Genomic DNA, 22,122 nt, shown 5'->3' with positions numbered 1-22,122 from the left:
AAATGAAAGTTATTGCTGAGAAAGCTGAAGTGCTTGCCACTTTGACGGTCTCTATATTCAATTCTTCTGAGTACTGGTGCTTTTCTTTTTAGGGCATGTGCGCTATTCAGCTGAATGGTTTCATCTTTTAGAATGCCTTTGGACTCAAGCACGGAATGTTGCTGGATCACCTGATACACAGCCTTGGGCCTCAGACGTGTGACAAATCCAACGTTTTGAGCAGTGAGACTTGCATACCATTGGTAATCGACATAGCCTTTATCAAAGACCACAATGCTGCCAGAAGGAAACTGGAATTTTCGGCCTTGTACCATGTCATTTTCTTTGCCATTTTCAACTGCAACAAACTCAGGAATATGATTGCTGTGATTCAATCCTGTGCTGAGTTTCATACTGGCTTTTGAGTCATGAACTTTGGCCCATCCACATAAGGAAAGCGAGAGGTCAATGTGACTGGCATCAAGGGAATATAGAGGATTCTTAAAGCGAAATTTATGAGCGACTTTTGAATGTTCATAGTATTGAAGCAACTTGTAAAACAGCTTTTCATACAAGGCAGCCGGCTGCTGCTCGTTGATTCGTGCCAGCGTGCTTCGCGGAATAGATTTTGCTCCGAGATGATGAAGCTTCTCCTGTTGGCACTCCAGATTGGATTGAATATCCCGCAGGCTTTGCCGGCAGGAGAGTTGAGACATCAATATGGCAACAAACTGATCCCATCGGGAAGCCGATCTAAATTTCTGTCCAACATGATATTTTTTCACAAGGTGTTCAAAATCCTGTCGTATGACAGGTTTAATCAGCTGATGAAATACGGTATTCTGATGTGACAAAACCTGAGNNNACATCAATATGGCAACAAACTGATCCCATCGGGAAGCCGATCTAAATTTCTGTCCAACATGATATTTTTTCACAAGGTGTTCAAAATCCTGTCGTATGACAGGTTTAATCAGCTGATGAAATACGGTATTCTGATGTGACAAAACCTGAGTCCTTGGTAGTTAAAGTGTTTGTTCGCACTTATATTTTAACTATTCGGACTCAGGTTTTTTTATTTAAAGTAAACTATGGGACAGCAGTGAGCTTTAAGCTCCTTTTCTGATGTCGCTCGCTTGAGCAGTTTAAAGTTTCATTGAGTTTTGAATAAATTGTGCAGCGGTGTCGTTATACCAGCTGCATTCATTGTTCAAGGTTTCAATTTCTTCGATAGCCAGTTTGCGCTCTGCTTCAGTTAATGTAATGCTTAATTTGTCCTTTTGTTCTTGAATGTACTGCGCTAGGCTGTATTCAACTCCTTTCAGATAACGCCCAGCACCATAGTAGTTCCCCTTATATTCTGCTGCGCCATAAGTTGCGTCTGCATCTGTACCGTCATCGGATTCTAAGTAGGCAATGGTGTCTTTATAGGTTTTCTTAAAGATATGCGTGTCATTTTGAGCAAAACGTGCCGCATAACCATCAAAAGCGAATTTTTCGTCACTCTTGTCACTGGTATAGAGATATAGATTTTCTTGATTATTGCTGTGAATACTATTTTGTAAGCAATATGCACCAGCAGGGAAAGTTAGATCTTTGATTGAATTATAATAAGCAAGGCGCTGTGCCGAAATATTTGAAATTGAATTATTTGCAATGTCCCATTGATCTCTGGACTCCAGTGTAGCCAAGGCATTTTTGCCGCTGAGGTCAATTTTTTTGAAATTTGTGGTAAATACAAGACCGGTTGAGCCAACAGGAGAATAAGGCTTATGTGTAAACACTAAATTATCCAAAGATCCTGTTCCGACTAAATATCCATATTGGGAATTTTTTGGTCCTAACTCTTGATAAACACCATCTTGAGTAACAAATATGTCATTGTCTGGTGTAGGCGAGTCATCTTGAACATATACATTGCCCTGATCAAGAGTGATTATGTTATGAACAAATTCAATGGGTTCATTGACTGCATAGCCAGCTTCAATTTCAAAATAGTGCCATTGTTGAAAATCTTTATTTTCTTCGGCAGAGCCAGAATCTGTACCTTGATAAGTACTGTCTGAACCGCCGCCACCGCAGCCAACCAAAGTTAGTGCTGTTATAATTGATAAGCTCAGATATTTAAGCTTCATGATGAAACACCCCCGTTATTATTAATTAAAAATTTAAGTTTTTTGATAAAAGATAAAAAACGAAGTCGATGATTAATTATTCATCTAATAATGTAAATGACTTATTGTTACTTCAAGAAATATTAACAAAATCATTATTTTAAATTTAACTAAAGATTTAATTTAATTGATTAATAATAGTTTATAATCAAACTCGATTTAAAGTGCATTAAGCCACCAAAGTACACCGATCAAAACAGCCATATGCAGAATTTGTACAGGTGCAAAATAAAGTGCAAATTTTAAGCCTCCGCTGATGGCTGCATTAATGCATTTAGAAATGGCATGCGCAGCCAGACCTAACATCATTGCATAGAGTAAACTGCTATTTGTCGGTTCACCTTGAACAACCACAGCGGCCGCAGCGGCATGAATTTCAAACAGTGAAGCCAGCAGTGTACCTGCAATTAAACCGGAATCGCCCAGTAAAAGTTCCAAGCCATGCACGCCTGCCTGAATGACCGTGAGCGTTCCGGCAATAATCGCTGCTTCTTTTAAGCTAAACATGGCACTGTCGACAGGCTCTGTGTCTTCCACAGGTTCAGCTTTACGTAAAAGCCAGTAAGCGCAAAGTGCCAAAATGGTGAGGGCAATCAGCGAAGGCAAGATCAGCAGCTTTAGCCAGGTTAAGGAAACACCGCCTACAACAATAAATAAAAGCAGCAAAGTGGATATACATGACATCAGTGCTGCACCGGCATTGGATCGAGCATCGGCCCCCTCATTACGTACCTGTATGCCTAAATGTGCAATCGTGGCCGTACTGGAAACAAATCCGGAAGCAATGGAAGAAAGCATGAGTGCTTTCTTGCTCGAAAGTAAACGTTTGGCCACGTGAGCCAATGCTTGCACCACAAGAATCAGGGTAAGCAGTTTTAAAATGATATGCGGATTAAGCACATTGCCCCATAAAGGCGTATCGGGGGTCAGCGGCAAGGCGATTAAGATCAGGGCCAGTAAAAATACGCCATCTTTAAGTTCTGTTCCGGTAATCCATTTTCCGGCAATCCCATGCATGGAATGTTTCATCATTAAAATGAAGGTCAGTACCACAGAGAGACTGGCAGCCAGCGTAATATTCCAGACACACAACGCACCAATGAAATAAGTCATGACAAAAGCCAGTTCGGTGGTGACTCCGGGGTCTTGCAGCTGGTTCTTCAGTGAAAAGATACCGATACCGCCCACAATCAGTGCGCCAATCACGCCAAAGAGATCGCCAAAAGCAAAACACAAGGCACCCAATAAAGCGCAGATGGCAAATGAACGAACCCCGGCAAAACTATGCTGATTTTCACGCTGCTTGCTACGTTCGCGTTCCAGACCAATCAGCAAGCCACAGCCCAATGCTGCTGCCATAACCATCAGCAAGTCTTGAAATGATGTACTTTGAAGGGGCAGATTCAGCATATTGTTCACAGGGAAAATCCAATTATTGGTTTATGCACAGTCAGCTGCTGAATTAAACAGCACATTCAGCATTATTGGCTATAAATATCCGAAAGTAAAAACATAATGCAAATGAAAACAGGCTATAGTTTATTTTGCAGTAAACGCTCATATCGATCAGTTTAGAAAAAGATAGGGGGATATTTTTTTCTAAAACGGGCTGAAGCGAGATGACCTTGAGTTTGCTATAGTGTGTGAATGTTTTGGGGCATATAACAATGAAATTTAATTTTGAAATGGATACTTCCTGGTGTCTGGAACAATTACAAAAAGATGGACGTATTACCGAGCGTAACAAGCTGCTGATTCAAACCACACACCGTCAGCGTGAGCAACTGAAATGGCATCCCTTGCAGTGGATTGCACATTTTAATCTGGTCGATCAGGCACATCCACAATCGACCTTAACTTTAAACCGCTTGTGCCAGTGGATTGCAGACAAAGCCCAGATTCCTTTTTATATTATTGATCCCTTGAAGGCCGATGTTGGCGCTTTGACCAATATCATGTCGCAGGAATTTGCCCTGCGCAATAAAATTCTGGCCGTCGAAATTCAGCCGGACAAAGTCCTGATAGCTACCGATCAACCCTTTAAAACGGAATGGGTGGCCAATCTTGAACACACGATTGCCCCGAAAAAAATTCAGCGGGTACTGCTTAGTCCGGATCAGTTGCAGCGCTATCTGGTGGAATATTATCAGGTCAGCCGTGCCGTTAATTCGTCGCAAAAATCCAGTGCCTATGACCGGGATAACAAAGGCGTAGAAGCATTATTGCAACTGGGCGATACGCAAAACCCGGATGCCAATGACCAGCATATTGTCAAGCTGGTGGATTGGGTGTTGCAGTTTGCCTTTGAACAGGGTGCCAGCGATATTCATCTGGAACCCCGTAAAGACACCGGCAAGGTGCGTTTCCGTATTGATGGCGTGTTGCATACCATTTATAAAATGCCGGCCAATACGCTTACCGCCGTGATTTCGCGCATTAAAATTTTAGGCCGCATGAATGTGGCGGAAAAACGCAAACCGCAAGATGGTCGTTTAAAAACCCGTACGCCTAAAGGACAGGAAACCGAATTGCGTTTATCTACCTTGCCGACAGCCTTTGGCGAAAAAATGGTGATGCGTATTTTTGATCCGGAAGTGTTGGTGCGCAGTTTTCAGCAGCTCGGTTTTGAAGGCGGGTTACTGAATGACTGGCAGGCTTTAACTGCACACAGTCACGGCATTATTTTAGTCACCGGTCCAACAGGCTCAGGCAAAACCACCACGCTGTATTCGTCGCTGAAACAGCTGGCAACAGAAGAAGTCAATGTCTGTACCATTGAAGATCCGATTGAGATGCTGGAACCGAGCTTTAACCAGATGCAGGTGAATCTGGGGATTGATTTAGGTTTTGCCGATGGGGTGCGTGCGCTGATGCGTCAGGACCCGGACATCATTATGGTCGGCGAGATTCGTGATCAGGATACCGCCAATATGGCCATTCAGGCCGCATTAACCGGTCACCTGGTGTTATCCACCTTGCATACCAATGATGCACCCTCGAGTCTGACCCGACTGCATGATTTGGGAGTACAGCCCTTTTTAACGTCAGCCACGATTTTAGGGGTGCTGGCACAGCGTCTGGTACGCAAGCTTTGCCCGCATTGCAAACAGGAAACCTTTATTAATGAACAGGAGTGGAAGCATTTAACTTTTGATTATGCATTGCAAATGCCCAACTTCGTATTTAAGGCGGTGGGATGTGAAGCATGTCGCCAGACGGGCTATAAAGGGCGGGTCGGCATTTATGAATTTATGCCTTTAAGCCTTGCGACCAAACAGCTGATTGGTGCAGATGCGACTTTAAACCAGCTGCGTGATCAGGCGAAAAAAGAGGGAATAGAACCGCTACGTATCGCGGGCGCACGCAAAGTGCTGGCTGGCATGACCACTTTGGAAGAAGTGTTACGCGTTGTTCCACTGAATTGAAATACTGTTTGAAAATGAAGCTATCTTAAGATTCACCTCATCTTGATTTGTTTTAATCATGCTATCGAAATGAGCAACAACTTAACGAGGGTTTGAACATGATTTCTAAAGCAGCTTTAGTGACCGCTTTGGTCGGTGCAACAACATTCGCCGTGGCAAATACGGCAGTCAATCAGGCTGCAATTGCACCACAAAAAACTACTACGGTTAAACAGGCTTTAACTTTAAAAGATGACAGCAAGGTACAGCTTAAAGGCTATGTGGTAAAAGCAGTCGGGGATGAAAAATACCAGTTCCGTGATAATACCGGCACTATTACCGTCGATATTGACGATGAGTTATGGCAAGGTAAACCGGTAAATGCCAAAACTCCGGTGACCATCATTGGTGAAGTCGACATCGATTACAAACCGGCTAAACGCGTTGAAATTGATGTGGATGCGGTTCAATTCTAATACGGTCTATTCAACGACACAGATCATCAGTTTGATTTGCTATCTCTTGCAAATAGTGTCTCTTATGAAAACCACATGATTGGCTCATGTGGTTTTTTTAATGCAAACAGCTGTTTAAAGCGTGCTATTTTAAAATCACAAAATACAGAATACCTGAGAACCCGACATGCGAATCTTAGTGGCAGAAGATGATGTATCCCAAGCAGAAAGCATCAAAACATGGCTGGAAATGGATGGCTACAATATCGACTGGGTGGAGTGTGGCGATCATGCCATTTTGGCGATTGAACAGCATCAGTATGACTGTATCCTACTTGATCGTGGACTACCCAAAGCCACTGGCGATGAAATTCTTAAAGCTTTGCGTGCGCATCAGCAACAGACCCCTGTGATTTTTATCACCGCGCGGGACAGTATTCATGACCGTGTTGAAGGGCTGGATTTGGGTGCCAATGATTATCTGGTCAAACCCTTTAGTCTGGAGGAGCTTTCTGCGCGTGTCCGTTCGCAGTTGCGGCAACATCAAAGCAGTGCCGGACAATATCTGCGCTATGCAAATTTGGTACTGGATCCACAGGCCAAAACGCTTATTCAGGATGGAAAGACCATCAACCTAACCGCCAAAGAGTTTCAGATTTTACATAAACTAATGCAAAAGCCGGAGCATGTAATTACCCGTGAACAGCTGGAAGAATCACTTTATGCTTGGGGCGATGAAATAGAAAGCAATGCCATAGAGGTGTTTATCTATCAGTTACGCAAGAAAATAGGCAGCCAGTATATCAAGACCCTTCGCGGTTTGGGCTATCGCATGAGTCAGGGTTAATATGTCAAAAGCCGTTTCTCTACAAAGCAGGTTAATCAAAACCTCATTATTCAGTTCCATGTTGGCTGGGGTTTTGGCCTTGCTGCTTTTTGTGGGGATTTCCCTATACCAGACCATGCAGCTGCAAGACCAGCTCATGGATGAAATTGCCGACATGCTGCTGATTCCGGATATAAGCACGAGTTCAGGACAACAGGTGGATGAGCTCAGCGATGAATTTGACATTCAATACCAGTTAAAAGATCAGCAACAGGTGCTGAGCGAATCAGAAAATTTCCATTTGGACCATCTGTCTTCAACGTTCAAAAATAATGCCGATGAAGGTTATGATCTGATTTGGCACGATCAGCAGTTGTGGCGTATCTATACCTCGCAAAATTCTGAACTGAATACGTCGGTATTGCTATTGCAACCGATGGGAGAGCGCTTTAAAGCTTTGGCTCAAAATGTCATGGGCTATGGCCTGATTTTAATTGTGCTCTGGTTTATTCAATGGCTGATTCTGCATTTTGCGGTAAAACACCAATTTAAAGTCATTCATCAACTGTCCAGAGAAATTTCAGCTAAAAGTGCGGATGATCTCGCACCGATTCAGCAGCAAGTACCCGAGTTAAAAGAATTACAGCCGATGGTATGGCAGCTGAACCAGTTATTACAACGGCTTGAACAATCTCTGGTGGCAGAACAGCGCTTTACTGCGGATGCTTCGCATGAATTGCGTTCACCCTTATCGGCTATTCAAATGCGTTTGCAGGTACTGAAACGTAAATATCCGGAACTCGACCAGGACTTGGCGAGTATTCAAAATGATGTCAACCGTGGCACACAGGTTTTAGAAAACTTGTTGTTGCTGGCACGGCTGGACCCGGCCCATACGGCTCAATTGCCCAAGTCTGAAATGGATGTGAACAGGGTCATCAACGAGGTCTTGCAAGCCTTACAGCCCTTTGCCGCCGAGAAAAATATTCAAATCCAGACACAATTCGCCGAAAATCTGGTGATTACTGGAAATGACAAACTCATTTTCAGTTGCCTGCGCAATCTGCTGGACAATGCCATCCGTTATGCCGGGCAAAATGGTCGCGTGTTTATGAATATGCAGCAAAAGCAACAACGGCTCAGCATTAGCATTGAAGATGATGGACAGGGGGTGACGGAAGAAGTCTTGCAACGACTGGGTGAGCGCTTTTATCGCGCATTGGGTACCAAAACCCAAGGTTCAGGACTGGGACTGTCGATCTGTAAAAAGATTATCGAATTACATGCCGGTGAAATTCAATTTTCCCGATCGGCGCATGGCGGATTAAAAGTGGAGCTGCAATTTCCATTGCCTAGCTAGCATTAAAAAGCAGCATGTTTGCGCGCATACTGCTTGTTTCCACGATTATTATTGTTGAGTGAATTATTTTTATTTGGTCAGGATCAGACGATTGTTACGAGTTAAACGTAGACGATATTCTTCTCCGGCATGCATAATCCGAATTTCTCGCCCCAGAGCAAACAGGTTGTTCGAGTGCAACATGGGAAGTGAGTGAGCGTTGTCATGATTACGGGTAAATAGGCTAAATGGTGCGTTCATTCCGTCGATTCCGTGGTCTGTATTGAGTGTTTTAAATGATAATCATTATCGAATAGACCTGTCAATGGATGATTTAAGATTTTATAAAAAACTTAAATTTGCTTACACTCTGTAATATTTTCAGGCTGAGGAACAGGGAATGTTTAAACCCGCAATTGATGTTGCCATTGCAATTTTACTGCATCAAAACAACGTGCTGGTGGGCTGGCGTGAAGCGAAACAGCATCAGGGCAATAAACATGAATTTCCGGGAGGAAAAGTGGAAGAGGGCGAAACGCCCCTGGTGGCATGCCGCCGTGAAATTTATGAAGAAGTGGGGATTGGTCTGCATGACTGGCATGCCTTTGATGGGATTGTTCATGAATATGAGGATGTGATTGTCAAGCTGCATTTATTTCATGCCATTGTACCGACTGCTTTATTGAATGAGATTCAACAGCCCTGGACCTGGTACAGCCGTGAAGAATTGTTGAATCTCAATTTCCCTCAAGCCAATCAAGCCATAATTCAGCGCCTGTATTGGCCCCATCAGATTAAAATTTCAGCGCAGCTGGATGACCTGACGCAATTAAAACAGGATCAGTTGTTGTATTGGCGTGTCGGGGGAACTCAGCAGCAGCTCACGGAACTGGCTAAGCACAGTGTGGAGCATTTACCTCGGCTGATTGTAAATGTCGATATTTTTCAGCAATTAAACTCGATTCAGCAGCAAGCCATTTCCGCCATTCATTTAAAACAGCCACAACTGATGGCATTGAAGCCGGGTGATTTGCCCTTGGGTAAGCGTACCATTGCAGCATGCCATGATCTGGCTTCAATGCAACAGGCACAGCAGATCGGGTGTGATGCACTCTTGCTAAGTCCGGTATTGCCGACGGCAACCCATCCAGAGGCTGTGGCATTGGGATGGGAACAATTCAAGCGCTGGGTTTCACAGGTCGATCTACCTGTTTTTGCCTTGGGCGGCATGCAGCCAGGTGATCTTGCGGGCGCTCAAGAGCAGGGTGCCTATGGCATTGCAGGGATGCGCTTTTTATAAAAACGAAGAGCATGTATTTGAGGATATCAGTTCAACATATCCTCAGGTTTATAAGCCTTTCAGGGCTTTTTGCGCCTGTTGAATGGTTTTTTGATCTTTTTGCTGTTGTGCAGCTTTTAAAATGACCTGCCAAAGCTGTTTCTTCATGGGATTGGTTTGTGCATAACTAAGCCCGCGTTGCGCCAGAGCTTTGGCATTTGCAGGCTGATTGTTTTTATTGGCAATTAATGCCAGATACAAGAAGGTTTCAGCGGATTGCGGCGCAAGGCGCTGTGCCTGCAATGCCGCAGCTTCTGCTTCATTCCATTTTCCCTGCTTATAGGCGAGCTGGGTTTTTTGCATGAGCTTTTGAAATGCAGGCAGCTGGCGACCATCTTCAAATTGCTGTTTGCTGTGTTGCTCAGGAACAATCACCTGCATCTTTTTACGCTGAATTTCTTCACGTTCATAAGGGGTGACGACCACCCCCGAAGGTGTTTTAATATCCGGCTTTTCTGCCGTAGCCGGTTTCGGTGGCTGTTTGCTTTCGGGAGCAGGCAGGCTTTGACAGCCCACCAAGCCAATCAAGCTCAGGGCAATGAGCCCGTATTTATGCCGTTTACATTGCCCGTTCATGCTTCACTGTCACCCTTAATTGTTATAACTACCACTTGAAATGACCTGATTCGTAGAATCCTCGTTCTGCGTTTCAGTCTCACTTTCACGAATATAGTTACCAATACTATCGTTTTGATCGACAGGTGCCTGATTGTTTTCAGTATCAGGATTGTAAGCAGGTTCTACCTGATAGTTCGGTAAACCGCAGGCAGTGGCCTGACGTGGCATATTACTGCGAAGTAAGGGAATGTACATGGCGCCTTCACAACCTTGCGCAGATAAATATCCACTAGAACGGTCAATCCATTGCCATTGCACATTTTCGGTCTGACGCAGGTTAACCGGTTTCTGACGCAACTGTTTCATGACATTAATCCAGACCGGAAGCGCACCTGAAGAACCGGTTAGGCCAGTCACCTTGTTATTATCCAAACCCAGCCAGACCACACTGAGATAATTGCCTGAATAGCCTGCAAACCAGGAGTCACGGGTATCATTGGTGGTCCCCGATTTGCCTGCCAGTTTCAGGTCGGTAGGGAAAGCGCTATAAGCTGCACGTCCCGTACCCGAGCTCATGACTTGCTGTAAACCATAATTCAGAATATAGGCCGCAGAAGCATCGATGGTTTGTTGTGGCGTCAGGCCATAACGATCGAGCAGGCGTCCATTGGAATCGACCACCGAGCGAATGGACTTGATAGGATATTTGAAACCGCCAGTTGCAAAATTGCCATAAATACTCATCACTTCCATCGGTGACATATCAATCGCCCCCAGAAAGATCGATGGATAGCTTGGAATATTGGCAGTCACGCCAAATTTTTTCAGGTGATTGCTAAAAGTCGAAATTCCAAACTCCTGACCCAAACGTACGGCAGCCAGGTTGTAGGAGTTCGCCAGCGCTTCGGACATAGGAACAATACCATGCTCGCCCCCGCTGTAATTTCTAGGCGTCCAGTTTTTACCTTCGCTATAAATATTCAGGGCACTGTCTTCAACCGGTGTAGCCCAGTTATAACGGCCAGATTCAATCGCGCTTAAGTAAATGACCGGTTTAAGCAAGGAACCGACCTGACGTTTTGCATCCAGCGCACGGTTAAAGCCGGTAAAGTCCTGAGTCGAGCCCAAAGCGGCAACCAGTTCACCATTTTCAGGATGAGAAATCAAAACAGCGCCCTGCAAGTCTTTTAAACGTTTAGGGTTGGCATTGGCTAGACTGGAAACAGAAGCTTTAAACGCTTCCTGTACCTTGGTTTGGGCAATCGGGTCCAGTGTGGTAAAGATTTTTAGGCCCTGATTGGTCAGATCGCCTTCCTGATATTCGGTGCGTAGCTGTCGACGTACAATATCCATGAAATCCGGGAAGCGGGCAGGTCCCAGGGTGGGTTTTGCAATCACATTTAGTGGTCGAGCAATTTCTCGTTCATACTGTTCTTGGCTCAGATATCCCATCACCAGCATATTATTTAACACGATATCGCGACGTTTTTTTGCGCCTTCCGGATTTTTCCACGGATTAAACAGGGAAGGCCCTTGCACCAGACCGACTAAATAAGCCTGCTGGGCAATGTTCAGTTCGCGTAGCGGCAAGCCGAAATAAAACTGTGAAGCCAGACCATAGCCATTAATCGAATAATTGCCATTTTGCCCAAGGTTCACTTCATTTAAATAAGCTTCCAGAATTTCATCTTTGTCATAATGAAGCTCGATCAGCATGGCCATGAGGGCTTCATTGACTTTACGTTTTAAGGTTCTTTCCGGGCTTAAATAGAAATTTTTCACCAGCTGCTGGGTCAGGGTAGAACCGCCCTGACGTTTGCCACCGGTGAGATTGCTGACTACAGCACGCGCTGTACCACGAACGGATATGCCATGATGATGATAAAAGTTACGGTCTTCAGTAGAGATCAGGGCTTCAATGAGCGGTTTAGGCACACTGTTGAGCTTAATCAGCACACGGTCTTCATTATGCTGTGGATAAATTCCGCCAATCAATAAAGGTTCTAAACGTGCAATGCCGGTAGACGAAGGCTTGGTTGCACTGACTTCACCAATCTGATTATCGTTAAAGGTAACTTTTAAGACCTGCTCGGGTTCAACGCTGTCACCAAAGTCGAAGCCGCGGGTATGCACATACAGGGCATCACCAGAGCTTACATAACTGCCGGATTGAGTATAGCTGTCAGAACTTTTATAGCCCAGAAGTTTGAGTTCCTGAGTGAAGTCTGTCTGGTTGACCGGTGCATTGGTATAAATTTCCAAAGGACGGGCAAAAACCTTTGCTGGAATATCCCAGCGCTGTCCTTCAAATTTATTGCGTACAATATTGTCCATTCGGATTAAATAGACACTAAAAACCAAGAAGACGCCAATGACTAATATTGAAAAAATAAGGGCCAGTAAACCGATCCCGCGTTCAGACTTCATCAATGATTATAAGATCCAAATAAATTGTGCTAATCATGCGAAGCTTTTCATTTTTTTGCAATAATTAATCTGTGAATGAAGAGAAAATATAACAAGAAAACGAACAAAATATTTGTAATGAGTCTTTGATTTTATAACAGATATTATTTCTAGCATTAAAGCCATATTTGTTAATAATATGTTCCTATTAAAGCAAATAAAACAGCTTTAAACATTTAAGTTATTCCGTTAAAAGCAATTTTATAAAATGGCTGACATTTAGCGTAAAAAACCATGCTGATTTGGGTTGTTCGCTGCATGTAAAGTACGCCCATCTGGGCTGCTGGCTAAAATCAGGTTGAGTCTTTGAAATCGCTGCATTGTCAGTGCAATGTGAACTTAAAGTTTTTTAAAATGAACAGGGTTAATGCTATGATAGGCAGGAATCGTAGCGGAGCGATGACCCAGGTGCAAATTTCACATAAAACTTTTCGGAACATTGGATTAATAGGGCGTCCAGATAAATCCTCCGTCGTGGAAACTTTAAGTCTTATTCATGACCATCTTTTAAGTTTAGGTTTACATCCTGTTTTTGATTCGGAAACAGCAGCCTTAGTCCCTTATAGCAATACGCAAACGGTAAGCCGCAGTTTACTGGGTGAAGTGGTTGATCTGGTTATTGTGGTGGGCGGTGATGGTTCTTTACTGCATGCTGCACGTGCCCTGGTCAGACATAATACTCCTGTTATTGGGGTAAACCGTGGTCGTCTGGGTTTTTTAACCGATATTAAGCCGACCGAGGTTATTTTTAAGCTGGATCAGGTGCTCAAAGGCGAATTTCAGCTCGACCGCCGTTTCCTGCTGGAAATGGAAATCCGTTCCAAAGGTGAAAGCATTTATGATGCGATTGCCTTGAATGATGTGGTTCTGCATTCAGGAAAATCGGTGCATATGATTGACTTTGAACTGAATATTGATGGTCAATATGTCTATCGTCAGCATAGTGACGGTTTGATTGTTTCGACGCCTACCGGCTCTACAGCTTATGCACTTTCTGGTGGTGGACCGATTGTTCATCCGAGTATGGATGCCATCTCTTTGGTGCCGATGCACCCGCATACCTTGTCTTCACGTCCGATTGTGGTTGGTGGACATAGTGAAATCAAGATTATCATTCGTGAAAACCGTGTATTGCCCATGGTCAGTGCCGATGGTCAGCACAGCGTTTCACTTAGTGTTGGGGATAGTTTACATATCCGCAAACATCCATTTAAATTGAATCTCCTTCATCCACCCGGTTATGATTTCTATATCGCCTGTCGTACCAAGCTGGGCTGGAACCAAGATTTTGACTCTCTACAACAGCAGGATTAAATGATGAATATTGAACAAATGCTGGCCGTACTCGATCCTGAAATTGTTGCGCGTTTAAAGACAGCAGTGGAAATTGGTAAATGGCCAAATGGCGTAGCGCTGACCAAAGAGCAACGTCAAATCTGTATGCAGGCAGTTTATGCCTGGGAAATGAAAAACTTGCCTGAAACTGAGCGTAGTGGCTATATTGACCGCGGTACCAAAGAAGAAGATGAACACTGCGATTCACATGATCCAAAGCAGGATGAAGAGTTTAAGCCTATTCGTTTTGTTTAAATATTTATTTGCAATAAAAAAGACACTGCGGTGTCTTTTTTTATATCTTAATTTTTTGAAGGGTACGACGGTGTCTTACCGATAAATCTCAATTTATATAGAAGCTCATCCTGTTACTTTGGATAAGCCCTGAGAAGTATTCCTTCGTAAGGCCAAAGTCATCTTGCGAACACTTGAAACATGTTTCAAGTGTTCTCATCGCAAAACTCGTTCGATACTATTATTAGATGAATGTTTCGCAGAACCATTTTTATCAAATGAAGTCTAGCCTCGAACAATTGCGAATGGCTTTATCACGTATCATTTATTCTGCATCAAATTAGATTTTAGACTTGCGATTTACCCAAAGTTCCTTGGCTTTTAACATCGCCTCTTCATAAGAAGCACACGCGCCCATCGTGTATAAAGCAATTCCCATGGTTTCCGTTACTGCAACTTCACCATACTCATGATGCTGTTTGCCTTCCCATACGGCTTTAAATACAGCCAAGTCCAGTTCTTCTTCAACAGGACTACGGTTATCGGTCAGTTTAGGGAGTTCGTGTTCGTACAGCTCACCATTTTTAATTCCGCAGATTAAGGTTTTGGCATCCGGATTCCGTTCAAATTCACCGCCTTCACCCTTAATCACCGCACTATTTTGATAGCCCAGTTTAAACGCTGCCTGTTGGTGAGAGCTACGATAAGCCGGATGGAAAATCGCCTGCATGGTGGCTTTGGCATTAAATGGATTAATTAAACGGGCAAGGGTATGGATGGGAGAACGTAAACCCATCACATTCCGCAGTGAGATCAGATCACTCAAAATAGGTGAAATTGCTTGCAAAGGCAGATAGGCAAAATTGCGTTGCTGTAACTGCTGTTCCACATCGCTGTCATTCTGGCAGATCGGATAGCCTAAGTATTCCAGGACCTGTTCGGTATAAAGGCGGTTAATGGTATGTCCGGATGCACCATGCATGACCACCTTGTAGCCATGCTGGGCTAAGGTCAGGGCTGCCAGTAAGAACCAGGGATAATGCTTACGCTTGCCGGCATAAGATGACCAGTCCAAGTCTACATCCAAGGTTCTGAAATTGAGCTGGTCACGAGTGGCCTGGACAAAACCGGCCAGTTCATCGACAGATTCTTCTTTAACACGAAGTAGCATCAGGAACGCGCCCAACTGCACATCAAGCACTTCATCTTTTAGGATCATGCTGAATGCCTGATAGGCTTCGTCAAAAGTCAGCGAACGGGCACCGTTTTTTCCTTTGCCTATAATACGGACATATTGTGCAAAAGGATGTTCAAAGTCTTTATAGATATTTCTTTTGGTTTGCATAAGCTGAGTTTTCTTGGCGATAAAAATAAGTGTAATGCTATTTTATAAAGGCAAAAAAATTATTTCAGCTTAATTTATATAAAAGTGTTTTAGTGGTCTTCGACTAATGTTTAATAATTTGTGGTGATATTTTAGCCAAAATTAACAATGCGACCTGCATAAGCTTTTAAAAATCAGGTAAAATTTAAACAATTGATATAATTTTTTAATTGTTCTTATCATCTCCCAATTTAACCATTTAAATTTTTGATAAATTTAAATGGTGTTCTGATGGTAACTACTTTTTTATAAATTTCTATATATTCCAGTATCTTAGATCACTGCATACTTTTAATTTTCTTGGGTGTGAATGCCTGGAGATTAAGGGCAGTGTATTCGTAAGAATAGGCTAAAACTGAATATTTCTAGTTTTGGAAATATCTGAAGAAGTAATGTTATGGCTAAGAAACCAATCTATAAGTCGCTGTATTTTCAAGTCGTCGTTGCCATTATTTTAGGTGTGATTGTTGGGCATTTTTACCCAAGTTCATCTGTAATCGTGGACGGCGTTAAGCAAAGTGTTCCCGGCTTGGGCGAGCAATTAAAACCATTAGGTGACGCTTTCATCAAGCTGATCAAAATGATTATTGCCCCCGTGATTTTCTGTACTGTGGTCAGCGGTATCGCAGGTATGGAAAGCATGAAATCTGTGGGTAAAACAGGTGGTATTGCACTGCTTTATTTTGAGGTGGTCTCAACACTGGCGTTAATTATCGGTTTGCTGGTGATTAATATTGCCAAACCGGGTGTAGGAATGAACATTGATCCTGCATCTTTAGACACTTCAGGTATCGCCAAGTATGTGGAATCGGGTGCTTCACAGTCGACCCTTGATTTCTTTATGAATATCATCCCGAATACGGTGGTGGGTGCCTTTGCCGAAGGTGAAATTCTTCAGGTCCTTTTATTTGCATTGCTATTTGGTTTTGCGTTACATAAATTGGGCGATGCAGGTAAACCCGTTCTTAAACTCATCGATCAAATTTCGCATGTGTTCTTTAACATCGTAAACATGATCATGAAACTTGCGCCGATCGGTGCGTTCGGTGCGATGGCATTTACAATCGGTAAGTACGGCATTGGTTCACTGGCTCAGCTCGCTCAACTTATCATCTGTTTCTATATTACCTGTTTGCTGTTCATCTTTATTGTATTGGGGAGTATCGCGCGTTTCAGTGGTTTCAGCATCCTGAAAATGATCCGCATGATTCGTGAAGAGTTATTGATTGTACTGGGTACATCCTCTTCTGAATCCGTACTTCCACGTATGTTGAAGAAACTGGAAATTGCCGGGTGTGAAAAATCGGTTGTTGGTCTGGTAATTCCTACCGGTTATTCATTTAACCTGGATGGTACTTCAATTTACTTGACTATGGCTGCAATCTTCATTGCACAGGCAACCAATACTCAGCTTGATCTTGCTCACGAAATTACGCTTTTAGCAGTGTTGTTAATTTCTTCTAAAGGTGCGGCAGGTGTAACAGGTTCTGGCTTTATTGTCATGGCGGCAACATTGTCTGCTGTAGGTCATATTCCTGTAGCTGGTCTGGCCCTGATTCTGGGTATTGACCGCTTCATGTCAGAAGCACGTGCCTTGACCAATCTGGTCGGTAACTCGTTGGCGACCATTGTGGTTGCAAAATGGGTCGGTCAATTAGATACAGCTCAGTTAAATGCAGCATTAAACAACCCGGAAATGGTTGACCAGAAAATGCTGGAAGAAACAAATCAAACCCATGCTTAATCGGTTTTGATGCTAGAAAGGAAGCTTCGGCTTCCTTTTTTATTGACCTTGGAGTCATAAAATAAGATCGTTATAGTTCATGACACAGTCTAATAAAATGAATAGGATAGCAAAGCAGAAGAAATAACAATGACGAAAGACAAGGACGCTATATGTTGGCTTATGATGCTGATTTAGAATTATTCCGTGACAACTTCAAACGCTTTTTGAATGAGCACATTGCCCCGCATTATGAACAGTGGGAACAGCAAGGCATTATGCCGCGTGAAATCTGGAATTTACTGGGCGAAAATGGCTTCTTGTGTGTGGATGTGCCTGAAGAATATGGCGGTTATGGGGTGCCTACCCATTATTCATTAATGTTAGTGGAAGAATCGGCACGTGCCGGATTTAGTGCCATATCGACCGGGATTTCATGCCACTCCGAAATTGCGGCACCTTATATTTTGCATATAGGGACAGAAGAACAAAAGCGGTACTGGTTGCCAAAAATGGTGACCGGTGAAGTGGTGGGTGCGATTGGCATGACGGAGCCGGGTGCCGGTTCCGACTTGCAGGCAATGCGTACCAATGCCATCTTGCAGGGAGATCACTATCTGCTCAATGGTTCCAAAACCTTTATCTCCAATGGTCAACATGCTGACCTGGTGGTGCTGGCAGCTAAAACTGATCCGCAAGCACGCGCAAAAGGCGTGTCTTTATTGCTTTTGGATACACATCTGGAAGGGTTTAAAAAAGGCACCAACCTCAACAAAATTGGTTTGCATTCACAAGATACTTCCGAACTGTTCTTCGATAACATCAAGGTGCCTAAAGAGCAGCTGCTGGGACAGGCAGGACAGGGTTTTGCCTATTTAATGCAGGAATTGCCACGTGAACGTACTGCCATTGCTGCCACAGCGATTGGCGCCATTCGCGGTTCAATTGATGTTACCATTGCTTATGTCAAAGAGCGTCAGGCTTTTGGTCAGCACATCAGCCAGTTCCAGAATACCCGTTTTGTTCTGGCACAGGCAAAAATAGAGGAACAGGCGACTGCTGCTTTTTATAACCAGAACGTTGAATTATATATGCAGGGTAAACTGGATGTTGAAACTGCCGCAGCTTTAAAAAGTTTTGCCACCGACATGCAGATGAAAATAGCGGATAAGCTGTTACAGCTGTTTGGTGGCTATGGCTATATGACGGAATATCCAATTTCACGGTTCTTTGTAGATGCCCGTATTCAGCGAATTTACGGTGGAACCAATGAAATTATGAAAGAGATTGTGGCACGTAGCTTACTGGGGCGTTAATTCCTCAATAAGACGTGGTAATAAAGAGTCGAACAGAACTGCACCCTAAAAGCTGGACATCGGGTCTGACTTTGCGGGGTGCTTTTTTATTGATTTAAAACCATGAGACTTTCTTCAATAAAAGTGGGTAAATCATCGGGTGAGCGTGATGAAATATACAGATTATTATCATTGACCACACCGACATCATAATAGACCGCGCCGGCATTAATCAGATCCTTGGCAACCGTTTTAATGGTGGTCATCAAGCGGCCTTTTACGACTTTGGCCGTAATCAGGAGCTGCGGACCATGACAAATGCTCAAAATGGGTTTTTCTGCATGAGCAAAATTACGCACAAAATTCACGAAACGCTCATCGCCACGGAGCCGGTCGGGAGAATATCCTCCAGGAATGAGTAAGGCATCAAAATCATGCACTGTGACATCATCTATACTTTGGTCAATGGTGATGGCCGATTTTCGTTTATGGCTATAGACAATATTGCCTGCTTTGTTTTCGATATTTAGAACACTATGGCGTGCAGCGCGAAAGGCTTGCACGGGTTCTGAATATTCAGCATCTTCAAAATCATGGGTCACTAAAACGGCGATTCTTTTGGACATTGTTGTTCTCCGAATTGCTTTGTTAACAGACTATAAATTAATCATTAAGCTATTGTGATGGAGTTTGGTAAATAACTCTTGAATATGCGAAAGTCCCTATGGATAAAGCTTTGGCGCTATTTTTAACTATTTGTAATGGTTAAAAAATTAATCAAAAAACTTTTGTTTCTGCATGTGTCAAAAGCTGGCAGGCAGCATTTTTCAGATGGCGAGTATGCAGTCAGCTAGACTTCATGGCTTTTCTCCTGTGATTCAAGGCAAGACTGGGCGGGTTGGTTGGAAGCTATGCATGTTTAAATGGGCACTTGAATATATTTATCTGGAATACTAAACAAAGTCGTTTTCGGCATTTCAGGGGTATGGGCCGGAACCGCTTTCATCAAAGCTGCTCAGTATTAAGCGTTTTTAACGATGAGCTTATTTGCAAATACCGATAAATTTATTCAATGAAATGACATAAAATCGCTAGCCAGTTTGCTGAATTATAAATGTACAGCTGTGCTGTCATTTTTAGCGAACTGGCAAAAGCTCATCAATTTTAAATACTCAGGGTAAAACATGAGGAATAAAATTGCTGATTAAATCAACTGTATGTTTTTAAGACTGAATCAATCAAAGTCTTATTGCGTAACATTTGAAAGCTAACTATTGTTATACTGTTTGCATAACGTTTTTGAAGGGCAACATAACAATGATCAACGACGATCAAAACACGACGACTTCTCTTGACCTTGCTCAAATCCGTGAGGATATTGATTCTGTAGATCAACAGATTCAACAGCTTATTAACCGACGTGCCAGATTGGCCGAAGCGGTAGCAAAAGCAAAGTTTGCAGCTGAAGAGAATCCATTGTTTTACCGTCCTGAACGTGAAGCACAAGTTTTGCGCAATGTTATGCAGCGTAATGAAGGACCCTTATCTGATGTGACCATGGCACGTTTGTTCCGTGAAATCATGTCTGCATGTCTGGCATTGGAAGCGCCACAAAGCATTGCTTTCCTGGGGCCAGTCGGTACCTATACCCATTCAGCAGTATTGAAACATTTTGGTCAGGATGCCATTGTTCACCCACTTCCTACCATTGATGAAGTGTTCCGTGAAGTAGAAGCGGGTGGTGCACATTATGGTCTGGTGCCGGTCGAAAATTCATCTGAAGGCGTGGTGAACCATACTTTAGACTGTTTTAAAGCTTCGCACCTAAATGTGATTGGTGAAGTGGAACTGCGCATTCATCACCAGTTCCTGGTGTCATCCAATACCCGTAAAGACAGCATTAAACAGATTTATGCCCATCAGCAAACCTTGGCGCAATGCCGAAAATGGTTAGATGCCCATTATCCGGGCGTTGAACGTGTTGCCCTTAGTTCCAATGCTGAAGCGGCACGCCGTATTCGCAATGAATGGCATTCCGCAGCGATTGCATCAGAAGTGGCTGCCAATCTTTATGAGCTGGAAATCCTGCACAGCAATATTGAAGACAATCCGGAAAACACCACCCGTTTCCTGGTGATTGGCCGTGAAAAAGTGCCGCCAAGTGGCAATGACAAAACTTCATTGCTGATTTCCGCACATGACCGTGCCGGTGCCTTGCTGGAAATCCTGGCACCATTTGCCAAACACAACATTAGTCTTACCAGTATTGAAACCCGTCCTGCATTGCCTGAAAAATGGGCCTATGTATTCTTTATTGACCTCGAAGGCCATATCGAGCAAGAAAATGTCAAAGCGGCCATTGAGGAAATTCGTCCTTTGGTCAAAGAAATTCGTGTACTGGGTTCTTATCCAATTGCAGTTTTATAAATCACTCTGGTGATCGGCCTGATTTTTTAATTTTAGGCTGATCCCTTTTATCACTTGAAATAGCGGAAGAGTAACATGTCGTTTGTCCCTGCCAATGAAGGCATCTCAAAGTTAAAGCCTTATCAACCAGGTAAACCTATTAGTGAACTTGAGCGTGAGTTAGGGATTACTGATATTGTCAAATTAGCTTCGAATGAAAACCCGTTGGGTTGTTCTGACAAAGTCAAACAGGCTGTGGCAGCTGAACTGGCAGAAATTGGCCGCTATCCGGATGGTGGCGGCTTTATTTTAAAAGACCAGATTCAGGCACAATTCGGTGTGACCGCTGACCGTATTACTTTGGGTAATGGTTCAAACGACTTGCTGGAAATGTTTGCCCGCACATTCGTTTCAGAGAAAGACTCGGTGATTTATAGCCAGCATGCTTTTGCCGTGTATGCCTTGGTGACTCAAGCCATTAATGCAGAAGCGATTGAAGTGCCGGCCAAAGGTTTTGCTCACGATCTGGATGCCATGGCAGCAGCAATTAAAGACAATACCAAGTTAATCTTTATTGCCAATCCAAATAACCCGACCGGAACCTGGTTTGAAGAAGCCGAATTTGAAGCCTTCATGCAAAAAGTACCGGCAAATGTGATTGTCGTTCTGGACGAAGCGTATGTGGAATATTTCCCGGAAAACTTCAACAGCCTGAAATTCCTGGAGCAATATCCAAACATTATTGTCAGCCGTACCTTGTCTAAATGCTATGGGCTGGCCGCACTGCGTGTTGGTTTTGCCTTGGCATCGGCAGAAGTGACAGATTACCTGAACCGTATTCGCCAGCCGTTTAACGTCAATCATCTTGCCATGGTGGCTGCGGTTGCCGCACTGAAAGACGAAGACTTTATCGAGCAATCGCGTATTGTCAATAAAGCAGGCATGAAGCAGCTGGAACAGGGCTTTGAGGCACTAGGCTTAAACTATGTACCTTCACGTGCCAACTTTATTTTGGTCGATGTACAGACTGATCCTGCGCAAACCTTCAATGCCTTGTTAAAAGAAGGCGTGATTGTACGTCCTGTGGGTATTGCAAATCATCTGCGTGTATCGATTGGTACGGAAGCGGAAAATGCGAAGTTCCTGACAGCACTGGCGAAAGTACTCGATTTAGCGCCTGATGCGGTAGAGGAAAAAGCTTAAGC

Annotated in this window: 19 protein-coding genes and 1 pseudogene; 11 read left to right on the top strand and 9 right to left on the bottom strand. The window is 43.6% G+C overall.

The features are described 5' to 3' along the window. The 4 genes and pseudogenes from H4I94_RS10470 to H4I94_RS10455 form a co-directional block, all read right to left on the bottom strand. Window positions 1-833 (bottom strand): IS4 family transposase (locus H4I94_RS10470; protein WP_261183068.1); only part of this gene is annotated, 833 nt, incomplete at its 3' end. Window positions 834-905: 72 nt separating this feature from the next. Continuing rightward, a pseudogene (locus tag H4I94_RS10465) lies at window positions 906-986 on the bottom strand (hypothetical protein); the annotation flags it as partial. Between the two features lie 138 nt (window positions 987-1,124). Next, window positions 1,125-2,114: a hypothetical protein gene (locus tag H4I94_RS10460; RefSeq protein WP_261183064.1), complete on the bottom strand. Its 990-nt coding sequence runs from the start codon at window positions 2,112-2,114 to the stop codon at window positions 1,125-1,127. A 198-nt stretch (window positions 2,115-2,312) separates the two neighbouring features. Further along, window positions 2,313-3,563, bottom strand: coding sequence for an MgtC/SapB family protein (locus H4I94_RS10455; protein ID WP_261183067.1), 1,251 nt, complete (start codon window positions 3,561-3,563; stop codon window positions 2,313-2,315). Window positions 3,564-3,820: 257 nt separating this feature from the next. Here H4I94_RS10455 and H4I94_RS10450 point away from each other — a divergent pair, with 257 nt between their 5' ends. The 4 genes from H4I94_RS10450 (at window position 3,821) to H4I94_RS10435 (ending at window position 8,198) form a co-directional block, all read left to right on the top strand. Then, window positions 3,821-5,578, top strand: a complete 1,758-nt coding sequence (locus tag H4I94_RS10450) for a GspE/PulE family protein (protein WP_092818518.1) — start codon at window positions 3,821-3,823, stop codon at window positions 5,576-5,578. A gap of 92 nt (window positions 5,579-5,670) precedes the next feature. Continuing rightward, entirely contained in the window at window positions 5,671-6,033 is a 363-nt protein-coding gene (locus H4I94_RS10445) for a NirD/YgiW/YdeI family stress tolerance protein (RefSeq protein WP_131274622.1), read from the top strand. A 166-nt stretch (window positions 6,034-6,199) separates the two neighbouring features. After that, on the top strand, window positions 6,200-6,859 hold the full coding sequence (locus H4I94_RS10440) for a response regulator transcription factor (RefSeq protein ID WP_261183063.1): 660 nt from the start codon (window positions 6,200-6,202) through the stop codon (window positions 6,857-6,859). A gap of 1 nt (window position 6,860) precedes the next feature. Continuing rightward, window positions 6,861-8,198, top strand: coding sequence for a sensor histidine kinase (locus tag H4I94_RS10435; protein WP_261183062.1), 1,338 nt, complete (start codon window positions 6,861-6,863; stop codon window positions 8,196-8,198). Window positions 8,199-8,267: 69 nt separating this feature from the next. Here the strand turns inward: H4I94_RS10435 and hemP are convergent, their stop codons facing one another. Next, complete coding sequence (hemP, locus tag H4I94_RS10430; protein WP_092818514.1) at window positions 8,268-8,438, bottom strand: hemin uptake protein HemP; 171 nt, start codon at window positions 8,436-8,438, stop codon at window positions 8,268-8,270. 139 nt (window positions 8,439-8,577) lie between these two features. Here hemP and H4I94_RS10425 point away from each other — a divergent pair, with 139 nt between their 5' ends. Then, entirely contained in the window at window positions 8,578-9,477 is a 900-nt protein-coding gene (locus tag H4I94_RS10425; protein WP_261183061.1) for an NUDIX domain-containing protein, read from the top strand. 48 nt (window positions 9,478-9,525) lie between these two features. Here H4I94_RS10425 and H4I94_RS10420 read toward each other — a convergent pair whose 3' ends face one another. Beyond that, window positions 9,526-10,092, bottom strand: coding sequence for a tetratricopeptide repeat protein (locus H4I94_RS10420; RefSeq protein WP_261183060.1), 567 nt, complete (start codon window positions 10,090-10,092; stop codon window positions 9,526-9,528). 15 nt (window positions 10,093-10,107) lie between these two features. Then, window positions 10,108-12,501 carry a penicillin-binding protein 1B gene (mrcB, locus tag H4I94_RS10415; RefSeq protein WP_261183059.1) on the bottom strand — a complete coding sequence of 798 codons (2,394 nt, stop codon included), beginning with the start codon at window positions 12,499-12,501 and terminating at the stop codon, window positions 10,108-10,110. A gap of 411 nt (window positions 12,502-12,912) precedes the next feature. On the opposite strand from mrcB, the gene H4I94_RS10410 reads away from it, so the two are divergent. Together H4I94_RS10410 and H4I94_RS10405 are read left to right on the top strand one after the other, a co-directional pair. Beyond that, window positions 12,913-13,854 (top strand): NAD(+) kinase, encoded by a 942-nt coding sequence (locus tag H4I94_RS10410; RefSeq protein WP_092818510.1) that lies wholly within the window; start codon window positions 12,913-12,915, stop codon window positions 13,852-13,854. 3 nt (window positions 13,855-13,857) lie between these two features. Further along, entirely contained in the window at window positions 13,858-14,130 is a 273-nt protein-coding gene (locus tag H4I94_RS10405; RefSeq protein WP_261183058.1) for a YeaC family protein, read from the top strand. 319 nt (window positions 14,131-14,449) lie between these two features. On the opposite strand, the gene H4I94_RS10400 is transcribed toward H4I94_RS10405, so the two are convergent. After that, window positions 14,450-15,454, bottom strand: a complete 1,005-nt coding sequence (locus H4I94_RS10400; protein WP_261183057.1) for a glycosyl transferase family protein — start codon at window positions 15,452-15,454, stop codon at window positions 14,450-14,452. Between the two features lie 436 nt (window positions 15,455-15,890). Between H4I94_RS10400 and H4I94_RS10395 the strand changes: the two genes are divergently transcribed. Together H4I94_RS10395 and H4I94_RS10390 are read left to right on the top strand one after the other, a co-directional pair. After that, window positions 15,891-17,237 carry a dicarboxylate/amino acid:cation symporter gene (locus H4I94_RS10395; protein WP_261183056.1) on the top strand — a complete coding sequence of 449 codons (1,347 nt, stop codon included), beginning with the start codon at window positions 15,891-15,893 and terminating at the stop codon, window positions 17,235-17,237. Window positions 17,238-17,389: 152 nt separating this feature from the next. After that, window positions 17,390-18,532 carry an acyl-CoA dehydrogenase family protein gene (locus H4I94_RS10390; protein WP_261183055.1) on the top strand — a complete coding sequence of 381 codons (1,143 nt, stop codon included), beginning with the start codon at window positions 17,390-17,392 and terminating at the stop codon, window positions 18,530-18,532. Between the two features lie 86 nt (window positions 18,533-18,618). Here the strand turns inward: H4I94_RS10390 and H4I94_RS10385 are convergent, their stop codons facing one another. Then, window positions 18,619-19,137, bottom strand: coding sequence for a type 1 glutamine amidotransferase domain-containing protein (locus tag H4I94_RS10385; RefSeq protein ID WP_261183054.1), 519 nt, complete (start codon window positions 19,135-19,137; stop codon window positions 18,619-18,621). Window positions 19,138-19,828: 691 nt separating this feature from the next. On the opposite strand from H4I94_RS10385, the gene pheA reads away from it, so the two are divergent. Next, on the top strand, window positions 19,829-20,938 hold the full coding sequence (pheA, locus tag H4I94_RS10380; protein ID WP_261183053.1) for a prephenate dehydratase: 1,110 nt from the start codon (window positions 19,829-19,831) through the stop codon (window positions 20,936-20,938). Window positions 20,939-21,013: 75 nt separating this feature from the next. Beyond that, entirely contained in the window at window positions 21,014-22,120 is a 1,107-nt protein-coding gene (gene hisC, locus H4I94_RS10375; protein WP_261183052.1) for a histidinol-phosphate transaminase, read from the top strand. Window positions 22,121-22,122 lie beyond the last annotated feature (2 nt).

It is taken from the genome of Acinetobacter sp. T_3_1 (genome assembly GCF_025377055.1).
GTDB classification, from domain to species: Bacteria; Pseudomonadota; Gammaproteobacteria; order Pseudomonadales; family Moraxellaceae; genus Acinetobacter; species Acinetobacter kookii.
This window is presented reverse-complemented; position numbering and strand designations above follow the sequence as displayed.